The sequence below is a fragment of the Paenibacillus haidiansis genome, assembly GCF_036553665.1.
Classification (GTDB): domain Bacteria; phylum Bacillota; class Bacilli; order Paenibacillales; family Paenibacillaceae; genus Fontibacillus; species Fontibacillus haidiansis.
Genome location: NZ_JAZHPZ010000017.1, coordinates 26046 through 48328, shown reverse-complemented (window position 1 = coordinate 48328; position 22283 = coordinate 26046). Strand labels below are relative to the sequence as shown.

The window sequence follows — 22283 nt, the reverse complement described above, 5'->3', positions numbered from 1 at the left end:
TAAATTGGCAGTAAAGTTTCAAATAATCAAACAGGGAGGCATAAGAAGATGACTAAGACTGAGAACGAAATATATGATGTAGCAATTGTCGGCGGGGGGCCCGCAGGGCTAAACGCCGCCTTGGTGCTGGCGCGTTCGCGCAGACGTATACTGGTAATCGATGAGGAGATGCCAAGAAATCAGGTGACAAGAGAATCCCATGGCTTCCTTACACGTGACGGGATTAAGCCATCCGAATTCCGGCGAATTGCCAAGGAACAGATATTAAAGTACCCATCGGTCGCATTCCAATCCGCGGTGGTGGCGTCTGTAACGGGAGGTGACGGTGATTTTCTCCTTTGGTTAGAGGGCTCGGAAGCGGCAGTGCGCAGCCGCAAGCTCTTGTTTGCCACAGGCATGAAAGATGTATTGCCCGACATCGAAGGGCTTTCCGATGTGTATGGCACCAGCGCTTTTGTCTGTCCTTTCTGTGACGGATGGGAGTTAAGGGACCGGCGGATCGGCGTGATTGCACTGAATGATTCAAGCATGCATTTTGCGAAGATGATCTCAGGCTGGACAAAGCACTTGACCCTGCTCACCAATGCTTCCATGCTGAACGACGAGCAACGTGCGGAATTAAGCACTCGCGGGATTCCCGTAATCGAAGAGAGCATTCAAAGAATTGAATCACAACAAGGATATGTAAGCCGAATTGCGTTTAACGATGGCCGATCTATCGATTGTGACGGGATTTTCTTTGTTCCGACTTTGGTGCAGAGTACGAATATTCCGGAAATAATGGGGTGCAATATGTCCAATAACGGCTCCGTTATGAAGGTGGATACGGATCCAATGGGAAGGACGAACGTCCCCGGCGTATATTCAGCAGGCGATGCATCGGGTAGTCCATTCCAATTGATAGCAGCCGCATCGAGCGGGGCCACAGCAGCAGCTGCTATTCAAATGGATCTACTGGACGAAGAGTGGAATACGGTTCGTTAATTGGATCAGCCTCAGTTGTTCATTCCCAATGATTCGAGAATCACAATGAACGGAACAAGGACGGACCCGTTTCTCAGAAACGGTAGGAAATAGTAATCTGAAATTTTGTTAGTGGGCATAGCCGTAATCTTATCCGGATGGGTTGACGGTACCGGTTGTGCCTCTTCTTCAAAATCAACGATTTCGACGCCTTTGGCGGAAAGTTCCGCTAAGATTTCCTTTGCATTTGCATCCAGAGGGTTGTTGCTTAACGACACCTCTTTGAGCTTTGGAAGACTCGTTAAGACGCTGATATCTTGGATTTGATTGTTCTCTATGTATAGGTATTCCAGATTCGGGTGATTTCTTAACGGTTCAAGTGACTGAATTTGGTTATCGTTAATGATGAGCCAATTCAGCTTGGTTAGCGTTTGAATCGGCGACAAGTCCTTAATCCGATTATGGCCGATTAATAGATCCGTTAAATTGGTCAAACCCGATAAAGCATCGAGTTTTTCGATGTTGTTCGCATCGATGATTAACTGCTTCAGCTGCTTCATCTCCTGTAGTGGTTCCATTTCGCTGATCTGATTGCCGTTCAGTGCCAGGAAGGTCACTTTTCGCAGATTTTTGAGCGGTTCAATACTGGTAATGCCAAGCCCGGGGAGCATGAGGCTCTCCATATTTACGGCATATTCCAGTCCTGTCAAGCTGACAACTTTCTTTTCGGAATCTTCGGGATAGAGCGATGTTAGAGAGGCAAGATCTTGTTCCGTGATCGTACCCGTTGGCTTGTTGAGCTCAATTCGAATTGCTTGTTCCAGATTTTTGTCCGGAATGAGCGAGTTCTCCGCAAAGGCGGGATTGATAGAGACTAAGCTGAACATGAATGTTATCATCAGCGATAACTGAATTCGAATCCGTTTACTCAAAATGGTTCACTCCTTGGAAATGTTATACAGACATAATTCGACGAGTGCATTCTTATCCCTTTTTTGGGTAATAACGCATAAAGAATCATATTAATATAATGGAACAGCCATGATATTGTCTTTTATTGAAGTTATAGGCATGGACTAAAGATTGAGAGGCGTGATCAGCGTGTATCAAAAGCACTCTGTTTTCATAAAAATCTCACTTTTCGTTATGGTTTTATTGCTTACAGCATGCTCAGGAGCATCTGAACCTTCCGCCAGCCCTGAAACTTCCACACCGGTTAATGAAGAGGTCATAATTCCTGAACCCGAGACAACCCCCGATGTGACGCGCCCCAAGATTGAGAAATTTGAATTGATGACCGGCGAGGGTAATCAAGCGCACACGGCCACCTTGCATCAGGGTGAAGGCTTTTCCTTATATGTATTCGATAAGTTTACCTTCGACGCTGCCGAAGGACGCCTGTTCCTAAGCAGTAATCCGGAATACGGTGTAGAAATCGAAGCGCTGCCTGCAAATTATGATCTGACGCAGCTTGAAACTAAAGGAAAAGAAGAATTGGAAGGGTTCGGCGAAGTATCCGATTATAGCGGCGAGCTTGTCGAACATCCCCTGGGTTCCGCCGAGCTCTATTTGCAAGCCTCGAGTGATAAAGGGATTAAGGATTATATCGTGTGGCGGTCAGAAACAGGCGATGCTTTTCTGTTCCGTCTTCACAATCCCAAAGGCGAGGAAGCTTCGGATTTTGCCGGTCCGGTTCTCGTTTCCTTATCTACGGTTCAAAGTGATTCCTGATTTGCGATCATCCGAAGATTCCAAAGAAAGCGGGAAATCTTCGGTTTTTTTATGAAGAAATAAGGATATTCGCGACTACCTCCAATTGTACAAGGGGATATCTGGGCATCCCCATTGGCACAACCTGACTCTCGTTGATTGTTTCCGATTGCCATCGCAGTATTACTAAAAATTTAAATCATTCCGATATCATAATATGAGAATATGATATTAAGATACGAAAACGCATAGACACCAGGGCTTTTGAGGGAGAGGAATTTATGAAGGAAGCGATCCAACTGTTAGTTATTTGGGCGGGCTTAATTGGACTATGGGGCTTTACCGTTCGCCCCGACATGCTGCTGTCGCTCGATAAGTCATTTCAGTTGAGAGAAGGGAAGCAGGAAATGGCCGTTATACCGAATACAGGGGCGATTTACTATATATCCGCAAATGGCGATGATCGAAACAAGGGGACCATAGATTCGCCGTGGAAGACACTGCAGCATGCGGCCGATCATGTCGCGCCGGACAGTACGGTCTTTGTGCGGGGAGGTGTCTATCACCAGAAGCTCCACATTACGCGCGGAGGGTCGGAGACGGAGGGAGCGATCGTCTTCTCCGGTTACCCCAACGAAACGGCCGTCTTAGATGGTGAGGGCCTGCCGGTCGATGAGATGGAAGGACTTGTGGAAATCGATAATGCGAGCTATGTGACGATCAGGCAACTGGAAATTCGGAATTACACGACATCTGCAAGCGGAAAGGTTCCGGCAGGAATATACATTCATGGAACCGGAAAGCGCATCAGCCTACTTGAGAATCGGATTCATGGCATTGCGAATATGTCTATTCCTGAAGGAGACGAGCTGTCGGGCAGGGATGCCCATGGCATTGCGGTCTACGGAACCGAAACCGAAGAATCCATTAGCGATCTGACGATCGACGGCAACGAGCTGTATGATCTGGTGCTGGGGTCCAGCGAATCGCTGGTTCTGAACGGGAATGTCGAGCATTTCGCCATAACTAACAATCGTATTCACGACAATGACAACATCGGAATCGATCTGATTGGCTTCGAGGGCATCGCAGGCAGTGAAGCGGTTGACCAGGCGAGGAACGGGACGGTAAAAGGAAATACGGTGTACGGCATTTCAACCAACCACAATCCGTCTTACGGCATTGCACTGCCGAATGGCAGTTATTCAGCCGGCGGAATCTATGTTGACGGGGGCAGAAACATTCTCATCGAACAGAACCGTATTTACAGCAACGATATCGGCATTGAACTGGCCTCCGAGCATGCCGGGCATGTGACCAGCAGCATCACGGTACAGGATAATCTGATCTATCGTAACCGGCTGACAGGGATTGCGATGGGCGGATATGACGAGGACCGAGGCGGCACCACGACAAGCACGGTCGTATCGAACACTCTTTATAAGAATGACCTGCTGCAAGAAGGAAACGGCCAGTTGTATCTGCAAGCATTTCTGTCCGGCAATACGATTACGCACAATATTCTGGTCGCGAGCGAATCAAATGTGATGATCTATAACGAATATAAGAGCAATACGGATAATGTGGTGGATCATAACTTGTATTACTCCGAATCGAGTGCGGAGGAGGTTGAATGGATATGGAAAAATAAGGTTTATGCCGGCTTTGCCGCTTATCAAAAAAAATCGGGCAACGATCCGCACTCCTTGTTTGCCGATCCTAAGTTTGTGGATCCGGACCAGGGCGATTTTCGGCTGTTGGCCGGATCCCCCGCTCAGGGAAAAGGCCGGAATGAATCGGCAAAATAGATGATACAATTGGTATCGATCTGCGTTATAGAATGAAATATTTTGTATTGACTAAAAAAAATTACTATTATTATAATCTTAGCTATGAATCATAAGCAGCAAATATCAATTTCATATTGACTACATTCAGGAGGAAGCCTATGTTTTTCAAGCGGAAGGAAAAGAAACAAGTCTTAACATCTTTGGATGTAAAATCTCCATTAACCGGTGCCGTCGTAGCGCTGTCGGAAGTTCCGGACGAAGCCTTCTCGGGCGGCGCCATGGGACAAGGGTTTGCTGTTGAACCGGAAGTGGGCAGACTGGTGGCTCCTTTCTCCGGTACTGTTGTTCATGTCATGGAAAAGAGCAAGCATGCCGTTATGCTGGAACATGATTGCGGTGTGCAGATCCTGATGCATATTGGAATGAACACAGTGTCTCTTAAAGGCGAAGGATTCAAGCTGCATATAGAGACCGGTCAACGGGTTGAAGAGGGGCAATTGCTCATTGAGTTTGATATGGCATTGATCCGGCAAGCGGGGCTCCCGCTGATTACACCGGTTATTGTTCCTATTGGACAGGAGTGTGTCAAACGGGTAGAAGTTGTTGGCGAGAAGTCCGATTGCTATATCCGCGTACATTTGTAAACGGTTTAAACCACTTAGAAAGCCCTGTTTTAGGAGTATGGCCTAGCAGGGCTTCTTCGGGACAATTAATGATTATGTTTGTTCTTGTAATTTCGGATGTGAAGATAGACCGTGTTTTTGGATATGGACAACAAATCCGCAACAATCACGACAGAATTTTTAATTTGAAATATTCCATTGACCAGCAGCTGTTCGATGATGGCTTTGTTCTTTTCGGTGGCAGGTATGGAAGTGTCGCCTTCGATCTGTGTCTTGGCCTCTTGAAGAGATTCAAGGATAATCGATTGAGGATCTTCGGAAAAGCTGTCGATCACAGGGGCCTTCTGCGACGAATTGTGTTCCGGGAGAAAGGTGCCCATTACTTTAACGAAAGATGTATTTAAATAAAAGTTAATACAAAGAACCCCGATAATTTTCTGATTGGAGCCTTCGATCGGTGTGATCATGGATTTCATAGGTTCCCCCGAAGAGTTCCTGCTGAAGTATACGAGGTATGGGTTATCTTCCTCCATGTTTTTTGCCTTTTCAAGAATAGTCAGATCCTTTTCAGCAATAGGGTCCCCGATTTTTCTGGAGCTATGTTCCCCGTTAACGATCATCACGATAGATTGGTCTTCAAGGGAATAAAGAATCAGTTCGTATCCGCTCCCCAAGAAAGCGCCCATTCCCTTTATGGTTAGTATGTACGAGTTCAATATTTCACGATCCGTTTTAGTAAGCTTCACATTACCCCTCCACTAAAATATATTTCATTTAGATAATACCTAAAAAATACAATTATAACAAGTAACCACGAAGATACTATGATTTCAGCGCATTCTTTTCCGGAAAGGTCAATTAATATATTTTATTGAATGAAATATATTGTATTGACTAAAATAAATACTAGTCTTATAATTTAGCTGTGAGTAACCGGTACCAACAACATGAAATGGGGGGGAGAACATGTACAAAGATTTAATCGAAAAAGTGCTGGATCATATCGGAGGCGGCAGCAACGTTGCAGAATCAACGCATTGCATGACTCGTCTGCGCCTGGAGATCGCCGATTTGGGAAAGGTAAACAAAGAGGAGCTGGAAAAAATAAAGGGCGTGCTGGGTGTCGTTATCAACGGTAGTCAACTCCAGATTATAATTGGCCCAAATGTATCTAATGTGTACAAGGAATTTATCGAGATCACATCGAACTCAGCCGCAGGCGAGCCTTTTTCAGCTCCGATGAAATCGGATACAAAGACTGAGCGTCCGAAAGAAAAGACGATTACGAAGGTCATGAATACGATCGCAGGGATATTTAATCCCATTGTTCCCGCATTGGCCGGCGCGGGGTTGATCAAGGCGATCCTGGCGCTGTTAGTCTCCATAAAGGTGCTAAGCAATCAAAGTGAAACCTATCTGATCTTGAATACAATCAGTGATGGAGTATTTACATTTTTGCCGTTCTTGTTAGCGATTTCATCGGCCAAAATATTTAAGATGAATACTTATGTCGCGGTTGCTATAGCCGCAGCGATGCTCCATCCGACATTCCTTGATTTTTTGACGGGTGGAACAACTCAACTTCATTTCCTTGCTGTGCCAATGAACTTGATAAAGTATAACGGCAGTGTGCTGCCGATTGTATTGACGATTTGGTTTGCATCCTATATTGAGAGGTTCGTAGACCGGTTTACTCCCGCAGCTCTCAAAATCATTGTAGTTCCTGCAATCACCATTTTGATCGCTACACCTCTTTCCTTAATCGCCATCGGTCCGGTCGCTCAGTTCCTGGGCAATAATATTGCCGGGTTTATCAGTATTCTGTTTGCCAAGGGCGGCATCTTCGCCGGCATTATCTATGGAGCACTGTACTCGGTATTGGTCGTTACAGGAATGCAGCATGGCATGGTGCCGGTATTGATCGACGGCATATCCAGAGTGGGCTACAACTTCATCAGCCCTGTATCGGGCAGTGCCAATATGGCGCAAGCGGGTGCGGCATTTGGGGTTTGACTGAAATCCAAAGATAAGAACACCAAGACGGTTGCCGCTTCTGCTACCGTTTCGGCCTTAACAGGCGTCACCGAGCCAGCGATTTACGGAGTCAATTTGCGATTGAAAAAACCGTTCTTATCCGCTTTAATCGGCGGCTCGGTGGGTGGGGCATTCGCCGCATTCTTTGGAGCAAAATCTTATGCAATGGGAGGACCGTCCTTCCTGACCTTGCCGATGTTTATCGGGGAGCCGGGGAATGTTTGGCTAGTAGCCGGCGCCTTTCTCATCGCTTTTATCGTAGCCGCTATTACAACCTTCATCGTAGGATTCGAAGAGAATCCGGTAGGTAACAACAAATAGGAAACTAACTACAAAGATAAACAAGGAGTGGAACAACATGAGAAAACTGAAAAACTTTCCTGAAGGATTTTACTGGGGAGGAGCAACTGCCGCTAACCAGATTGAAGGCGCATGGAATGAAGACGGCAAAGGAATGAGTATCGCTGATGTCATGACGGAAGGGTCCTTCGGAGAGCCTAGACGGATTACTAGAGGAATCAAGGAAGGGGAATACTACCCTGCCCATGAAGCTATTGACTTCTATCATCGCTATAAAGAGGATATTGCTCTATTTGCCGAGATGGGGCTGAAAATGTATCGCCTGTCCATCGCTTGGTCCCGTATTTTTCCGGATAATAATTCAGAGACACCAAACGAGAAAGGCCTCGAGTTTTATGACAACGTATTTAAGGAACTGAAAAAATATAATATCGAGCCGCTGGTCACCATCTATCATAACGATCTGCCTTACCATTTCGTGGAGGATTGCAACGGATGGGCTTCGCGTAAAGTGCTGGATCAATATTTGGAGCTGTGCAAAGTATTGTTTACACGCTATAGAAACGACGTGAAATACTGGATTACATTTAATGAAATCAATGACCTGACCGTTCCGCTCGGTAACTGGAATCATGGCGGTATTCTTCACGAGGGAACAAAATACTTTGAACATCAGGTAGACGAGCCGAACATGCGTTTTCAAGCACTGCACAATCAAATGGTAGCAAGCGCTGAAGCCGTGGTGATGGGGAAAAAGATTAATCCGGAATTCCAGTTCGGTTCTATGATTTGTCATATTACAGTCTACCCGCATACCTGCCATCCGGACGATGTGTTGCTGGCTCAAAAAGAAGATTTGATCAGAAACTGCTTCTGTGGCGATGTCATGCACCGCGGAGAATACCCGTATTACGCGCTGAGATATTTCGAAGAGAACGATATTCAGATTGAATTTACTGATGAAGACAAGGCGATTCTGAAAGAAGGTATTTGTGATTTCTATACGTTCAGCTACTATATGACGATTTGTAAAAGCGCAAACCCGGATACGGCGCAAACTTCCGGCAACATTATGGGTGGGGCCAAAAATCCGTATTTGGAAGTCAACGAATGGGATTGGCAAATTGATCCGAAAGGGCTTCGGTATACACTCAACCATGTTTATGACCGTTATCGGTTGCCTGTCATGATTACGGAAAACGGCCTGGGAGCACGTGACGTGGTAGAGAATGGCCGGATTCATGACGATTATCGTATTGACTATACACGGCAGCATATTCAACAAATGCAAGAGGCAATTACAGACGGTGTTGAACTGGTGGGTTACACCTCTTGGGGAATTATTGACGTAGTCAGTTGTTCAACCGGAGAAATGGACAAGCGCTATGGCTTTATCCATGTTGATAAAGACAATCATGGAAACGGAACCTTGAAGAGAACGAAAAAAGACAGCTTTTATTGGTATCAAAAAGTAATTGAAACCAACGGAGAAGAATTGTAAGCTAGCCTGACTTCCTTTGAGGATGGCGTTCCTGTGACGACTCAGAATTGATCAACAGAAATATTGAGTGTATTATTTTTCGATCAGACTCTCTTAAAACAGATGGGTCTGATCATTTTTTGCTATCACAGCTCATGCTAATGGCAAAGCATCGGAGGATGCGGCTCTTGCGTTTATAGAACAAGGCGTGAGAGCATCGATCGTCTCGCTTGCAGCTTCCGTTCACGGAGAAGGAGATAAAGGCTTCGTGCCGCAATTAATCCGGATCGCCCGGGAAAGAGGCTCTTCGGCTTACATTGGAGACGGTACCAACCGTTGGCCAGCGATTCATCGCTTGGATGCGGCAGTTTTGTTCCGCCTCGCCGTAGAATCTGCGCCTGCAGGCTCACGACTGGACGGCGTGGACGACGAAGGTATTCCATTCCGCGATATTGCCGGCGTCATCAGTCGTCACTTGGATGTGCCGGTAGTCAGCATCCCGCGTGAAGAGGCGCAATCGATCTTCGGTTTTCTGGGCATGGTTGCGCCGCTTGACTTAGCAAGATCAAGTGAAGGGACGAAGGAGCTGCTCGGCTGGAAGCCTGTCCAGCATGGACTTCTCGCAGATCTTGAGCAAGGGCATTATTTCACAACATAGCGCTTATGAAATACCGCTGCTCGCGAAGCAAGCAGCTTCATATGACGCCATATTCGAGCTTCGGTTATTCGTACCTCGCTCCGCGCGAGAAAGCCGCTAAAATAGCGGCTTTTTTGTTTTATCGGAACAAGTTCTTGTCCCGAGGGGAGAACAAACGGACTTGATTTTCTATAAATAATGATTTATCATTGACCCATCAACCATTGACGGGTCAATGAAATAAAGGAGGCCTTTATCATCTCTACATGTCATACAGATGATCTGCTGTACTTGCTAATGCATTTAAACAAGCATATTGCGACCAGGTTTGAACGATGTGCCGGAGTTAGTCCCAATCGGCTCGAACTCCTTTGCACACTGACGGGCGGCCAAATTAGCCAGTCGGATCTGCAGAAAGCAGTGTCTATTGATCCAGCTGCAGTGACCCGTCATGTTCAGCAACTGGAAGCGGAAGGAATCCTTCTGCGGACTAGGTCCGAGAGCGATAACCGGATTACTTTAGTTCAGCTAACCGAAGAAGGCAAAAGAAAAGTAGCGATGTTTAAAGCGGAGAAGGATCGATTTCTGGAAGAACTGCAGGCAGACCTTACGGAATCGGAACGACTTGAGTTCATTCAAGCTCTACAGAAGTTGAATAGCAAGATTCAAAAAATGAAACAAATAAGTAATACCAATTAACTATAGAGATTAAAGGAGAGAATATCATGACTGCAACAGCAACTTCCCTAAACAACAATTTTAAAGACATTATTACTTCCCGGCACTCTGTGCGTGTTTACGATCCGACGTTCAAAATCAGCCGTGAGGAAATGACGGAAATCTTGGAAGAAGCGACTTTGGCCCCGTCATCCGTTAATCTTCAACCTTGGAGATTTCTTGTCATTGATAGCCCGGAAGGTAAATTGACGCTTGAGGAGCTTGCACCACGTAACAAAAGACAAGTTACAACTTCCTCTGCGGTCATTGCCGTTTTCGGAGATATGAACGCATTTGACAATGCTGACGAAATTATGAGTACGGATGTGGAAAAAGGGTATATGCCGCAAGAGATTAAAGAACAAATCATGGCTAACTATACCGATCTTTTTGGACGTATGCCGGCAAATGCTTTTCGTGAAATGATTCTTATCGACGGCGGTCTGGTATCCATGCAGCTGATGCTTTCCGCTCGTGCCCACGGATATGATACAAACCCGATTGGCGGATATGACAAAACCCGTATTGCGGAAGCCTTTGGTATGGAGAAGGAACGCTATGTACCGGTTATGCTCATTTCTATAGGTAAAGCGGCTCAAGATCCGCGTATTACATCTCGTCTTCCAATTGACCGTATTGCGGAATGGAAATGAGGATAGAACTATGATTATTATTCATGCAGAAATGAAAGTAAACCGTAAAGCAGAAGCAGAATTTCTGGAGTCCGTACAAGAACTCATTGAGTCATCCCGCGCGGAAGCAGGGAATGTATCATATAAGCTCATGAAGGATACAGAGAAGGAAGACACCTATCTCATGATCGAACAGTGGAAAGACCAAGAAGCAGTAGGAGCTCACAATGCAAGCAGCCATTTTCAGGCGTTCGTAGCCAAAGCGCCACAATATTTGACAGCTCCGTTACATGCTCAAGCTTTTATAGGTCAACCCATCAGCAAATAATTAATGAAACATAATGGGGTTAAATAAGAAGCCTTAAAAGAGAGTTATCCTCTTTTAAGGCTTCTTAAATACCTGAACAGGAAACTAAACAATGATCTTACTCGAGATTTGCTTATGCCTCAATCGTTGGCGTGATTTTGTTCATCGTCATGGCGGGAGTAGAACTGCTGCTTCCCATCTATGCGCAAAATGTCAGGGGACTAATGCCGAAGGTTCAGCACAAGCGCAAGTCAAGGAGAGCCGCCAGACGTCAACAATAAAGGACGAATCCGTCAGACGGAAATTTGACTTAACCCAAAGTAAAAAGTTATTATGGGCACATAAAGTCCATGATTGAGGTGAACACCGCTATGAAATTTTCGAAAGCGACAAACTACGCTCTTCACACCTTGCTCTTTCTTGCCGCATCTCCGCCGAACAAACTTATCGGTGTACAGCAATTGGCGGAGCGGCAAGAGGTTTCCCCAACGTATCTATCCAAAATCCTTACCAAACTGGTCAAGGCGGGAATGATTGAATCCACCTCAGGGGCCAATGGTGGATATCGTTTAAAACGGAATTGGGAAGAAATCTCGTTTCTTGACGTTATACATGCCATTGAAGGAACAACCTCCTTATTCGAATGCGAAATGAATCACGGATCAGAGTGTTTGATTCAGAAGGTGATGGTATCGGCGGAAGAGAAAATGGAGGACTTTTTAAAAAACCAAAAATTGTCCGAGCTTGCTAAGAAATGACGGTTGTTCTGTGAAGAACAACCGTTTTTTATATGGGCCTGACCGGGCTCTAGATTCTTCTTCGTTTAATCAAAGATGATTGACTTCCAATCGACAGATCATTCAATATATAAATAATTAATGACTTACGAATTACATACGGAAACGGAGCTGTTCTAGCCGGGGGTGAGATATGCTTAACAACGGATGGCTGCCATCTAGAAGAAAATTTAAATTCAGCACGAAGTTGATTATTGCCTTGTCGACTGCCAATATTCTTATTTCCTCCATAACAGGCATAATTACGTACCGCATCCATTTGTCGCTGTTCAATGAAGAGGTCAGCCGCCAATATTATATGACGACAGAGCAAATTCTCGCCCAACTGGATTCAAGAGTCAATGATATGTACCGGATCACAGATTATATCACCTTGAATCCGTCGGTCAGTCAGGCGGTCATGGAGCAGACCGAGCAGTCCGGTTCCTACGAACGGATGAAGCTCGAACAAATGTTGGACAAGGAAATCTATCAAGTCCGTCTGGATGCGCCGGAAATCATGGGCATCCGTATTTATGATTTAAAGGGAAACATTCTCAATCTGGGTTCGTTCTCAGGCCAATTCAACAATTTGAAAAGCTCTTATCTGAACGATATGTTGACAAGATTAGGACCAACCGGTGGTGAATATGTATGGAGCAGGGCAGTCGAAAGTGATTTTCAGCAGTTGAATACCCCAAATGTAGTCTTAGCCGGCCGGCTCATGCGTACGATGGATCTGGATACCTACGGAATCATGCTTATTTTATTCAATAATTCACTGTTTGAATCTCATATGAAGGATCTGCGCATTCATGAGGATGCGGAAGCCTATTTATTTGATGAAGAAGGTCGGCTTTTATATTTGTTAAATGGGCCCAGCAATGGGGAAGCACCGGTTCTTGAGGACATGCCGCCGATGGGAAATATCGTGCGCAAAGAGAATGGCGTTTCCTACATGTATACAAGACAACAGTCGGAGAAAGTCGGCTTTACGCTTGTGAGCAAAGTTTCGCTAGCCCAGATTCAAAGTGAAAGCAGGGTTATTTTACAGGTAGCTGTTGTTTCGGCGCTTGCCAGCCTTGTTAGCCTCAGTATCATTATTACGGTCATCAGCCGCATGCTGCTGCGTCCGCTTGGCAATCTTGTGCGGGGGATGAGGCATGTACGGGCGGGCAAGTTCGATACCCGGATTCAAATCCGCAGCAAGGATGAACTTGGTTACTTGGGAGAGAGCTTCAACAACATGGCAGAACATATCGAAAATTTGATCTATGAAATCTATGAACGTAAGATTAATGAGAAAGAAGCCGAGTTAAAGGCGATTCAGGCTCAGCTCAACCCTCATTTTCTTTCTAACACGCTGGGCATGTTCTTCTGGAAGTTCTATATGCATGGAGACGAGAGGTCCGCTCGTCTGATTAACAGCCTTTCTGAAATGCTGCAATATACACTTGAACCCGTTCAACAGATGACCACACTGCGGGATGAGATCCGGCAGATTAACAATTATTTGGAGATCCAGAAAGAACGTTACCCGGATTCGCTTACCGCTGAAGTAAGAATACCTGAGGAGATCATGGGATGCAGAGTGTTCCGGCTGCTTATTCAGCCCATTGTGGAAAATGCTTTCATTCATGGTTTTCGCAATAAAAAAACAGACCGCCGATTAGTGATTACCGGTTATGTTCAATCTGCTTCTGAAGGTGCGGAGCCGACTCTTGTACTTGAGATTTGCGATAATGGCAGCGGGATGACACAGGAAATGATTGACCGCATTCTACACCTGTCATCGGAACCGGCAACAAATAAACGTAATCGCATAGGAACGGGAAGCATTATCCGGCGGATTGAACTGGAATATGGCTCGCCATACGGAGTCGAATTTGAATCTGTGATTGGCAAAGGAACATTGGTTCGTCTGAGATTGCCTTACCGGCTGTTGGAGAGTGAAGAACAATGATTGGTAAATTGCTAGTAGTGGACGACGAAATTTGGTTTCGTGAAGGGCTTGTTCAATTGATCTCCGGCAATCAGCTGGGCTGGGAAGTGGTCGGCGAAGCGTCTGACGGTGAAGAGGCCATGCAGGCCGTTCAGTTATACAAGCCCGAACTAATCATAACGGATATTAATATGCCGGTGATGGATGGACTTCAGTTCATGGAGTGGTTATCCCGCTTTCATCCGGATATCAAAATAATTATTTTAACCGGTTATCGCGATTTTGAGTATGCTCAGCGTGCGCTGCGTTTCGGAGCGGCAGAGTTCTTGTTGAAGCCCTTCTCGCTGGATGAAGCATACCGCGTCTTGCGCAAAGCCTATGAAGAGCTTCGATTGAAGCAGTTGAATAAACGAGTGGCGGAGCAGGAAAGGCAGAAGGAGCTGTTCCGAGCAGCTTTGTTCGGCATTCCTTACGAAAAGGACCTTAGAGAAAGTTGGGTACAGCAATGGCAGGGGGCGAATATATATGTCCTTCAGGTGGAGAGCTACGATTTGCCGGGCAAGAATTATAACTCTGGCGATATCGGCCTTCTTCATTATGCGGTAACGAATATTTTGCAGGAGCTGCTGCAAAGGCATTCTGTGGAAGGTATCTATTTTCCATTAAAAAGGGAAGCGTTTGCATTTTTGCTTAAACCCGGAACTGCAACGGAAGAGTACCGCACTTCGGCAATGGAGGCCGTCCGTCGTTTCATTGGATTGGAGACAAGTTGGCTTAAGCTCGGAATATTAAAACGGTTTGACGAGTTGGCTATGCAATACAAAGTTAGTTCTTACGATCCCGGAGACGGCAGAACGGAAGAAACGTCACCCATGGACGGCTTTGCTCTACTTAAGGATGAAATTCTGTCACTGCTGGTTACCAGCGATTTGTCGGCGGTAGAGCAGCGGCTGACGGAGTATGTGGAACAGACAGCGACACTTGCGTTGCAGACTTGTAAAACAAAGATCTATACGCTGGTCACGGTTCTTTCAAGTATTTTGATGACTGACTTCAAACATGTAAGAACGGCGGCAACCGGCGAAGAATTCAATCCAGCGCGGATCCTCGAATTTCGGTCTGTTTCGGAGCTCTTAGTCTGGGCCAAAGAGAAGTGCGCGGACTTTCTGGATATTTTCGAGCATTGGCTGAATAACCAACAGGATCATGTCGTGCTTCAAGCCAAACAATATATCAAGAGCCATTATCAAAGCGACTGTTCGCTACAGGTAGTTGCCGCGCATGTTCATGTAACTCCTAATTATCTAAGTAATTTGTTCAAAAAAGAGACGGGAATCGGACTTACGAATTACGTCAGTCAGTTGCGAATCGAAGAAGCCAAAGGATTACTACAGCATACCCGGCTGAAAATGACGGAAATTGCCGAGCGGGTCGGATTTGATAATTCCAGCTATTTCACAGTTGTCTTTAAGCAGATGACTGGGGAAGCTCCACGGAATTTTAGAAGGCAGTATGAAGATTAATGAGGGATCCTACAGTTAAGTTAAGCCGTATAAGCATTTCATGAAGCCGCCTGAATCCGGGGCGGCTGTTTTGTGTGTAGAATTTCAAAAAAACATCGTAGGATTTTAAATGTTTTGGTTAATTGCAATTTGTAAAATCAATGTATAAGTAACAAATAACATAAACAAGAGACAGACTGAAAGTGAGGAGTAGCCTATGGAGATTAGGAACGCGGCTTCGGCCGCGCGCCCCGAAGGTCCTGAAATTAAAAGCAAATGGAGCGGCCCTAAATGGAAACGCTTTAAAATGAACATACCTTTGTTGATTATGTTCATCCCCGTCGTTTTATTTTATGTTATATTCCGGTATGCACCCATCGGCGGACTGGTGATTGCGTTCAAGGATTATAACTTTTATGACGGAATTATAAACAGCCCCTGGGTTGGTTTTCACTACTTTGAAATTCTGTTTCAGGATCCCCGAACCCTGGAGATTATCCGTAACACATTGATGCTTAGCTTGCTAAGTCTAGTAGTCGGTTTTCCAGTTCCCATCATTTTAGCCATTATGCTCAATGAAGTGCGCAGCATGGCTTTTAAGCGAACGGTGCAGACCATCGTGTACATGCCGCATTTCTTATCGTGGGTAATCATTGCCATGCTGGTATCCACAGCGTTTGCGATGGAGAATGGAATGGTCAACCGGATCGTCGAACAAATCACCGGCGAAGCTTACCCGTTTATGTATGAGAAAGTGTCTTGGGTCGCCATTTTTGTCGGATCAGGTATTTGGAAGGATATGGGCTTTAACGCCATTATTTTTTTGGCTGCGCTATCTTCCATCAATCCCAATTTATATGAAGCGGCCGGAATGGATGGAGCCGGCAAACTGCGGCAGATCTGGCATATTACACTCCCCGGCATCCGTCCCACGATTATCCTGTTATTAATTCTCTCTATGGGTCGCGTGATGGAGGTAGGCTTTGATCAGGTATTCATGCTTCAGAATTCAAATGTGAACCAAATCGCCGATGTAATCAGTACCTATATTTACCGAATCGGTCTGCAGGGTGCGCAGTTCAGTCTGACAACGGCTATGGGATTATTCGAATCATTAGTGGCGTTTATCCTGGTATTTACGGCCAACTATATCGCGCGTAGATTTGATCAAGGCCTATGGTAAGGAGGAAAGTAAATGCGGGATAGCAGAGGCGAAAAATTGTTTTACTTCTTGAACTACGTATTATTATCATTTATTGCAATAAGCTGCATATTTCCGCTTCTGAATGTAGTTGCGTTATCTCTCAGTGGAGCGGGTGCGGTTGCAAGCGGCCGGGTGACTCTATGGCCGATAGACTTCAGCTTTTCATCCTTTAAAAGTTTGTTTACAGGTACTCCGATTATGCGCTCTTTCTGGAATAGCGTGCAAATTACTTTAATCGGGACAGCGTTAAGTATGCTGGTAACGATTATGGCTGCTTATCCCTTATCCAGAAAACAATTTTACAGCCGGCGTTTTTTTACGATGGCAATGGTATTTACAATGATATTCAACGGCGGGCTTATCCCGACCTATCTGGTTGTACAGAATCTTGGCCTTGTGAACAGCTACGGTGCGTTGTGGCTGCCCGGTCTCGTCAGCACCTATAACATGCTGCTTATGCGTTCCGCTTTTGAGCAGCTGCCGGGCGAAGTAGAAGAAGCTGCTAAGATTGACGGCTGCGGCGAGACAGGTATCCTGATGCGAATTGTCCTGCCCCTGTCCAAGCCGATGCTAGCTACTTTAGCTCTTTTTTATGGAGTCGGGTATTGGAACTCGTTTATGAGCGTCATGATTTACATTAACGATACCGCCAAGTACAATATGACGGTCCTGGTGCAAAATATGATCAAATCAACAAGTATGATCCAGGACTTCGCCGATCCAACCATGTTGGCCAGTATGACACCGGAAGGTATACGATCTGCCGCCGTCATTGTCATGATTGTCCCGATACTGGCAGTGTATCCGCTGCTGCAAAAGTATTTCGTAAAAGGTGTTATGCTCGGCTCTATTAAAGGTTAGCAGGCCGATCGCTCTCTATGTTCATATTTTATAAGAAAGAGGGATTTCACGATGAGTATGCTTAGCAGATTGCCTAAACTGCTGTTAATTTCAGGCTTGGTGGGGAGCATGCTGGCAGGATGTTCAAACAATAATCCAGCTGCGGGAAGCGAAAATGCCACGGACTCCGGTAAACGCGCCAGCATTTCTTCGACCATCTATGACCGGGGTGCGGTTCCGAATGGGATGGGAACGATTGAAGACAATATGTGGACCAAGTGGATCAATGAAAACGGCCCGGCCAACGTAAAATTTGTGGCAATTCCCCGGTGGGAGTCACAGTCCAAATTAAATGTGCTGCTGGCTTCGGGCAGTGCGCCTGATCTTATTTTTGAGTTTGGAACCAGTATTCGCAACCAGTTGTTTGACCAGAAGCAGCTTATGCCGCTTGATGATCTCATTGAGCAGCACAGTGTGGAGTACAAGGCGTTGATGGAGAAATACCCGCAATTGAAACAAGCAGGCATCAAATCGGACGGCAAACTGTATGAAGTCGGGCGGATGAATGAGGTATATCCGTTAGTAAGCGTGTTCATTCGTGAGGATTGGCTGCAGAACCTCGGCCTGGACGTTCCTACAACTGAAGAAGAATTCCTGGCTGTCGCAAAAGCATTTACAGAACAAGATCCGGATGGAAACGGTGTGGACGATACTTACGGGGTGGGCGGATTTGAATTCGGCGACAATTCGGGGTTGTTCCGGTATATATTCAATGCCAACTGGGTCAATTTGGATGAAAATGGCGAAATTCAGGTGGGTCCCGAGCGCTTGAAGAAAGAAGCGGAGTTTAAACGAGCCTTGTTCGAAGCCGGTGTTGTGGACAAAGACTTTCTAAGCGATAAGGACGGCTCCAAATCGAAACAGGACTTCCTGAACGGTAAAATCGGAATTTACGCGTTCATGACGAACGATTTTTTGAGCTTCGCTTCCCGTGAACTGGACACATTGATGAAAAATGTGCCGGAATCCAGACTGAAAGTCATTCCGCTTCCGAAGACCTCTGCAGGACAATTTAATCCCGTCTGGAATAACCCGGTGCAAATGACCGCCGTAGTGAATGCCCGGGCCAAGGAACCTGAAGCGATTATTAAATACATTGATTTTCTGGTCAAACCGGAAATTGCACGGACATTCCGATACGGCATCGAAGGAGAGCATTATAAACTGGAGGAAGACGGCAAACCGGTCATTCTTGATCAGGAAAAATATAAAAACGAAGTAAGCTGGGCTAGTGACTTTACCATGCTCTACAGCCGCTTGGAAGAAGGTAAATATGGCTACGTCGAAAACCAATTCGATGAAGAAGTTCCTGCCCAGAAAGAAGCGTTACGTTTGTTCCGGGAATCGATCGATGCGTATATGAACGATCTTCCGGTAGGCGAAGGCCTGACCCACTCCGAGCATATGCCGCAGCTTCCCAAGGAACTGCAGGTTAAGTTCAGTAATGTGACGGCGGCAGTGCATGATATTTATACAAGAGCGATTATCGGCGGAAGTAATTATACCGTGGAACAAGCGGCTCTTGACGCGGAAAAACAATGGGAAACAGGCGGAGGTCCCGAAATTATAAGCTGGTATGAGGAATGGTGGAGCAAAGAGAAGGATAATGTGTTAATCTGGAGTGACTTCTATGAAATCTATCAACAACAGCAGGCGGAATTGAAAGCGGATTAATTAGAACGAAGATAGCCGCCATGGAGTAGCCTTGGCGGCTATTCCAGTCGGCTTACATAAGGGAAGGGTGGAGAATCGCCATGGAGGATCGGTCATGGGTAGAGGAAGCATGGAGCAAATCGGCGGGGAAAACGATGGTTAACTTGCGCAGAATCGGAGCGGGGTTCCCCCATGCGAGTAAAGGAGGCGTTTATGATCTGGCGGGACCGGAGTGGTGGACCGCCGGATTTTGGCCGGGTATGCTATGGCTGTTTTACGGAGAAAGCGGCAGCCTTGAGATGAAAGCGGCAGCGGAGGAATGCGAAGCAAGGCTGGATAAGGTTCTGGACGGCTACGTAAGGCTGGATCATGATCTGGGCTTCATGTGGACCTTGACGAGTGTGGCAAACTATAAGCTGACCGGCAGCGAGATTTCGCGTATCCGCGCCATGAAGGCTGCAAATTACCTTGCTGCCCGATTTAATTTAAATGGCCGCTATATCCGGGCCTGGAATCCTTGGCAGGAAGGCGAGCAAAACGAAGGCATAGCCATTATCGATTGCTGCATGAATATCCCGCTGTTGTTCTGGGCTACGCGAATAAGCGGCGATCCAAGGTTTGCGCATATCGCGAACGCACATATGGATACTGTACTCCGGCACTTTATCCGGGAGGACGGATCCGTCAGCCATATCATCCATTTTGATGCGGAAACAGGTGAGCGGATAGAATCTCTGGGAGGCCAGGGATACGGGCCGGAATCGGCATGGTCGCGCGGCTCGGCGTGGGCGATATACGGCTTGGCGCTTGCCTATCACCATACGGGCCGGGACGCGTATTTAACCGCCGCCCACCGGGCGGCCAATTTCTTTTTAAGCCGCTTGCCTGAAGATCAGGTGCCTCCCTGGGATTTCCGCGCACCGGAACCGCTGCAGAAGTTCAAAGACAGCTCCGCCAGCGCTTGCGCTGCCAGCGGCCTTATACTGCTTGGGGAAAAGACGGGCGGCTCGGAAGGAGCGTTCTACCGCGCGCGCGGGGAACGGATACTAAAGTCCCTTTACGAATCGTATGGAGCTTGGGGCAATGACAATGAGGAAGGATTAATCTTGCATGGCACAAGCAATTATCCTCAGGGATCCAATATTGATGTTCCGCTCATTTACGGGGATTACTTTTTTATAGAAGGTCTTGCCCGGCTTAAAGATTGCGGACCTTTCTATTGGGAATAAAAAGGGGGAAATAACAGTCATGGTTATCAAGCAACCGGTGAGTGAAAACGCGTTAAGGACAAAAGAGGATTTGCAGGAAGCGTTCAAGCAGTTGACCGATCCGCTGAAAGAATTGTACAGCAAAGGCAAAGCCCGTTTGGAAATCAGGGGCGCAGGTGCCGGGCATACGGAAAGCATCGCTGATATGGAAGGTTTCTCCCGTATATTGTGGGGCCTCGTCCCACATCTGGCGGGCGGCGGAGAAGCGGAGGAGTTAGAGGAGCTTTATCGACGGGGAATTATCAACGGGACGAACCCCGCTCATGAAGAGTACTGGGGAGAAGTAGGCGACTACGACCAGCGTCTCGTCGAAATGGCGGCAATGGGCTTGGCATTGTGCCTTATACCGGAGAAAATCTGGAACCCGCTCGATGCCGGGCAGCGCCGCAACCTGTACAACTGGTTGAATCAGATCAACGTTCACCCCTGCCATGATTGCAACTGGCTTTTTTTTCAGGTGATGGTCAACCTTGGCTTTCGGCGGATCGGCGAGCCTTACGATGCTGAGCAGGTGGAACGGAATTTGCAGCGCATCGATGAATTCTATCTCGGAAACGGCTGGTACAGTGACGGCGTGGGCGGCCACAGCGATTATTATGTTCCGTTTGCGATTCATTTCTACTCACTGATCTACCTGCGGCTGATGGAAGCGGAGGATCCTCAGCGCTGCTCCAATTATAAGGAGCGGGCTTTGCTTTTTGCCGAGGATTTCGTGAACTGGTTTGATACGGACGGATCGGCATTGCCCTATGGGCGAAGCTTGACTTACCGGTTTGCGCAGTCGGCATTTTGGAGCGCCTTTGCCTATGCCGGTTTGAGTTCGGATACGCTGACGCCCGGTGTGGTAAAAGGACTTATCCTGCGTAATCTCCGCTGGTGGTTTAAGCAGCCCATTTTTGATAGAAGCGGAGTACTCACTGTAGGCTATGCCTACCCCAATCTTGTGATGGCGGAAAATTATAATGCGCCAGGCTCGCCGTATTGGGCGCTCAAGACCTTTCTTGTGCTGACACTTGAGGAGGATTCTTCTTTCTGGACGGCTATAGAGGAAGACATGCCGCTGCGGCCGGCCCTCTCCGTACAGTCCGAGCCGCACCTTGTGGTCTGCCGGGATAAGGAATCGGGTCATGTGGCGGCATTCAACAGCGGACATCTAACGAGTAACGCACACACTCATACTCCGGCCAAATATGAAAAATTCGTCTACTCCACCCAATTCGGCTTCAGTGTGCCTAGGGCGGAATGGGGGCTTGAGCAGGCTGCGGCGGATTGCATGCTGGCACTTAGCGAACGAGATCAGTTATTCCGTGTACGACGGCAAAATGAAGAAACTTGGATTTCCGGCAATGTGCTTTATGCCAAATGGCGTCCATGGTCTGATGTACAGGTTCAAACATGGATTGTTGCCGGCCTGCCGTGGCATGTCCGCATCCACCGGATCGATGCCAAAAGGCCTCTAACTGCCGCCGAAGGCGGTTATTCCATTGAATCGAGACAGGATCAGCACATTGAGAAAACGAGCGACCTGGGCTTGTCGGTCAAGAATGCTCTTGGCCGAAGCGGTATCTATGGCCTGAAAGGGTATGCAAAGGCGGATCTGATCTATCCGAATGTCAATACCAACGTGCTATATCCCCGAACGGTAATGCCGACGCTGCTGGCTGACCTTGAGCCGGGAAGCCACCTGCTTATATCCGCTATATGCGGGGAAGCGGCGGGCAGCAGTGCTGCGTGTTCGCCGGAAGAAGCATTGAATGAATTAGGAATTGCGCTGACAGAAGAAGGGGTTTCTATCTCCCGGGAGGGAGGCACGGTAAACCATCTAACAATCCGCTGTTAACAGCC

The 22283-nt window shown here is 46.9% G+C and carries 19 protein-coding genes and 1 pseudogene; 18 read left to right on the top strand and 2 right to left on the bottom strand.

Translation table 11 applies throughout. The features are described from left to right. Positions 1 to 48: 48 nt before the first annotated feature. Positions 49 to 984 (top strand): NAD(P)/FAD-dependent oxidoreductase, encoded by a 936-nt coding sequence (locus V3851_RS22965; protein ID WP_331848845.1) that lies wholly within the window; start codon positions 49 to 51, stop codon positions 982 to 984. Between the two features lie 11 nt (positions 985 to 995). Here the strand turns inward: V3851_RS22965 and V3851_RS22960 are convergent, their stop codons facing one another. Further along, positions 996 to 1895 (bottom strand): leucine-rich repeat domain-containing protein, encoded by a 900-nt coding sequence (locus V3851_RS22960; RefSeq protein ID WP_331848844.1) that lies wholly within the window; start codon positions 1893 to 1895, stop codon positions 996 to 998. Positions 1896 to 2064: 169 nt separating this feature from the next. On the opposite strand from V3851_RS22960, the gene V3851_RS22955 reads away from it, so the two are divergent. The 3 genes from V3851_RS22955 (at position 2065) to V3851_RS22945 (ending at position 5107) form a co-directional block, all read left to right on the top strand. Next, complete coding sequence (locus V3851_RS22955) at positions 2065 to 2694, top strand: hypothetical protein (protein ID WP_331848843.1); 630 nt, start codon at positions 2065 to 2067, stop codon at positions 2692 to 2694. A gap of 260 nt (positions 2695 to 2954) precedes the next feature. Continuing rightward, on the top strand, positions 2955 to 4481 hold the full coding sequence (locus tag V3851_RS22950) for a right-handed parallel beta-helix repeat-containing protein (protein WP_331848842.1): 1527 nt from the start codon (positions 2955 to 2957) through the stop codon (positions 4479 to 4481). A 140-nt stretch (positions 4482 to 4621) separates the two neighbouring features. After that, positions 4622 to 5107 carry a PTS sugar transporter subunit IIA gene (locus tag V3851_RS22945; protein ID WP_331848841.1) on the top strand — a complete coding sequence of 162 codons (486 nt, stop codon included), beginning with the start codon at positions 4622 to 4624 and terminating at the stop codon, positions 5105 to 5107. Positions 5108 to 5172: 65 nt separating this feature from the next. Here V3851_RS22945 and V3851_RS22940 read toward each other — a convergent pair whose 3' ends face one another. After that, on the bottom strand, positions 5173 to 5832 hold the full coding sequence (locus tag V3851_RS22940) for a helix-turn-helix transcriptional regulator (RefSeq protein ID WP_331848840.1): 660 nt from the start codon (positions 5830 to 5832) through the stop codon (positions 5173 to 5175). Between the two features lie 220 nt (positions 5833 to 6052). Between V3851_RS22940 and V3851_RS22935 the strand changes: the two are divergent. The 14 genes and pseudogenes from V3851_RS22935 (at position 6053) to V3851_RS22870 (ending at position 22278) form a co-directional block, all read left to right on the top strand. After that, positions 6053 to 7441: pseudogene (locus tag V3851_RS22935) on the top strand (PTS transporter subunit EIIC). 37 nt (positions 7442 to 7478) lie between these two features. After that, entirely contained in the window at positions 7479 to 8921 is a 1443-nt protein-coding gene (locus V3851_RS22930) for a glycoside hydrolase family 1 protein (protein ID WP_331848839.1), read from the top strand. Between the two features lie 247 nt (positions 8922 to 9168). Then, a complete protein-coding gene (locus V3851_RS22925; protein ID WP_331848838.1) occupies positions 9169 to 9558 on the top strand; it encodes a Rossmann-fold NAD(P)-binding domain-containing protein in 390 nt (129 codons plus the stop codon). A gap of 276 nt (positions 9559 to 9834) precedes the next feature. Further along, the gene (locus V3851_RS22920; RefSeq protein WP_331848837.1) at positions 9835 to 10236 is read left to right on the top strand and encodes a MarR family winged helix-turn-helix transcriptional regulator; all 402 of its coding nucleotides are present in this window, start codon (positions 9835 to 9837) and stop codon (positions 10234 to 10236) included. Positions 10237 to 10262: 26 nt separating this feature from the next. Then, positions 10263 to 10907 carry a nitroreductase family protein gene (locus V3851_RS22915; protein WP_331848836.1) on the top strand — a complete coding sequence of 215 codons (645 nt, stop codon included), beginning with the start codon at positions 10263 to 10265 and terminating at the stop codon, positions 10905 to 10907. 10 nt (positions 10908 to 10917) lie between these two features. After that, positions 10918 to 11214, top strand: a complete 297-nt coding sequence (locus V3851_RS22910; protein ID WP_331848835.1) for a putative quinol monooxygenase — start codon at positions 10918 to 10920, stop codon at positions 11212 to 11214. Between the two features lie 350 nt (positions 11215 to 11564). Next, the gene (locus V3851_RS22905; protein ID WP_331848834.1) at positions 11565 to 11951 is read left to right on the top strand and encodes an Rrf2 family transcriptional regulator; all 387 of its coding nucleotides are present in this window, start codon (positions 11565 to 11567) and stop codon (positions 11949 to 11951) included. A 172-nt stretch (positions 11952 to 12123) separates the two neighbouring features. Further along, entirely contained in the window at positions 12124 to 13932 is a 1809-nt protein-coding gene (locus V3851_RS22900) for a cache domain-containing sensor histidine kinase (RefSeq protein WP_331848833.1), read from the top strand. Then, positions 13929 to 15434 carry a response regulator transcription factor gene (locus V3851_RS22895; protein WP_331848832.1) on the top strand — a complete coding sequence of 502 codons (1506 nt, stop codon included), beginning with the start codon at positions 13929 to 13931 and terminating at the stop codon, positions 15432 to 15434. The genes V3851_RS22900 and V3851_RS22895 overlap by 4 nt, the downstream gene beginning before the upstream one ends. A gap of 286 nt (positions 15435 to 15720) precedes the next feature. Then, a complete protein-coding gene (locus V3851_RS22890) occupies positions 15721 to 16596 on the top strand; it encodes an ABC transporter permease (protein ID WP_331848877.1) in 876 nt (291 codons plus the stop codon). A gap of 12 nt (positions 16597 to 16608) precedes the next feature. Continuing rightward, a complete protein-coding gene (locus V3851_RS22885) occupies positions 16609 to 17478 on the top strand; it encodes a carbohydrate ABC transporter permease (protein ID WP_331848831.1) in 870 nt (289 codons plus the stop codon). Between the two features lie 51 nt (positions 17479 to 17529). After that, positions 17530 to 19191 (top strand): extracellular solute-binding protein, encoded by a 1662-nt coding sequence (locus V3851_RS22880; RefSeq protein ID WP_331848830.1) that lies wholly within the window; start codon positions 17530 to 17532, stop codon positions 19189 to 19191. An 80-nt stretch (positions 19192 to 19271) separates the two neighbouring features. Next, positions 19272 to 20399, top strand: a complete 1128-nt coding sequence (locus tag V3851_RS22875) for a glycoside hydrolase family protein (protein ID WP_331848829.1) — start codon at positions 19272 to 19274, stop codon at positions 20397 to 20399. A 19-nt stretch (positions 20400 to 20418) separates the two neighbouring features. Next, positions 20419 to 22278 carry a DUF2264 domain-containing protein gene (locus tag V3851_RS22870; RefSeq protein ID WP_331848828.1) on the top strand — a complete coding sequence of 620 codons (1860 nt, stop codon included), beginning with the start codon at positions 20419 to 20421 and terminating at the stop codon, positions 22276 to 22278. Positions 22279 to 22283 lie beyond the last annotated feature (5 nt).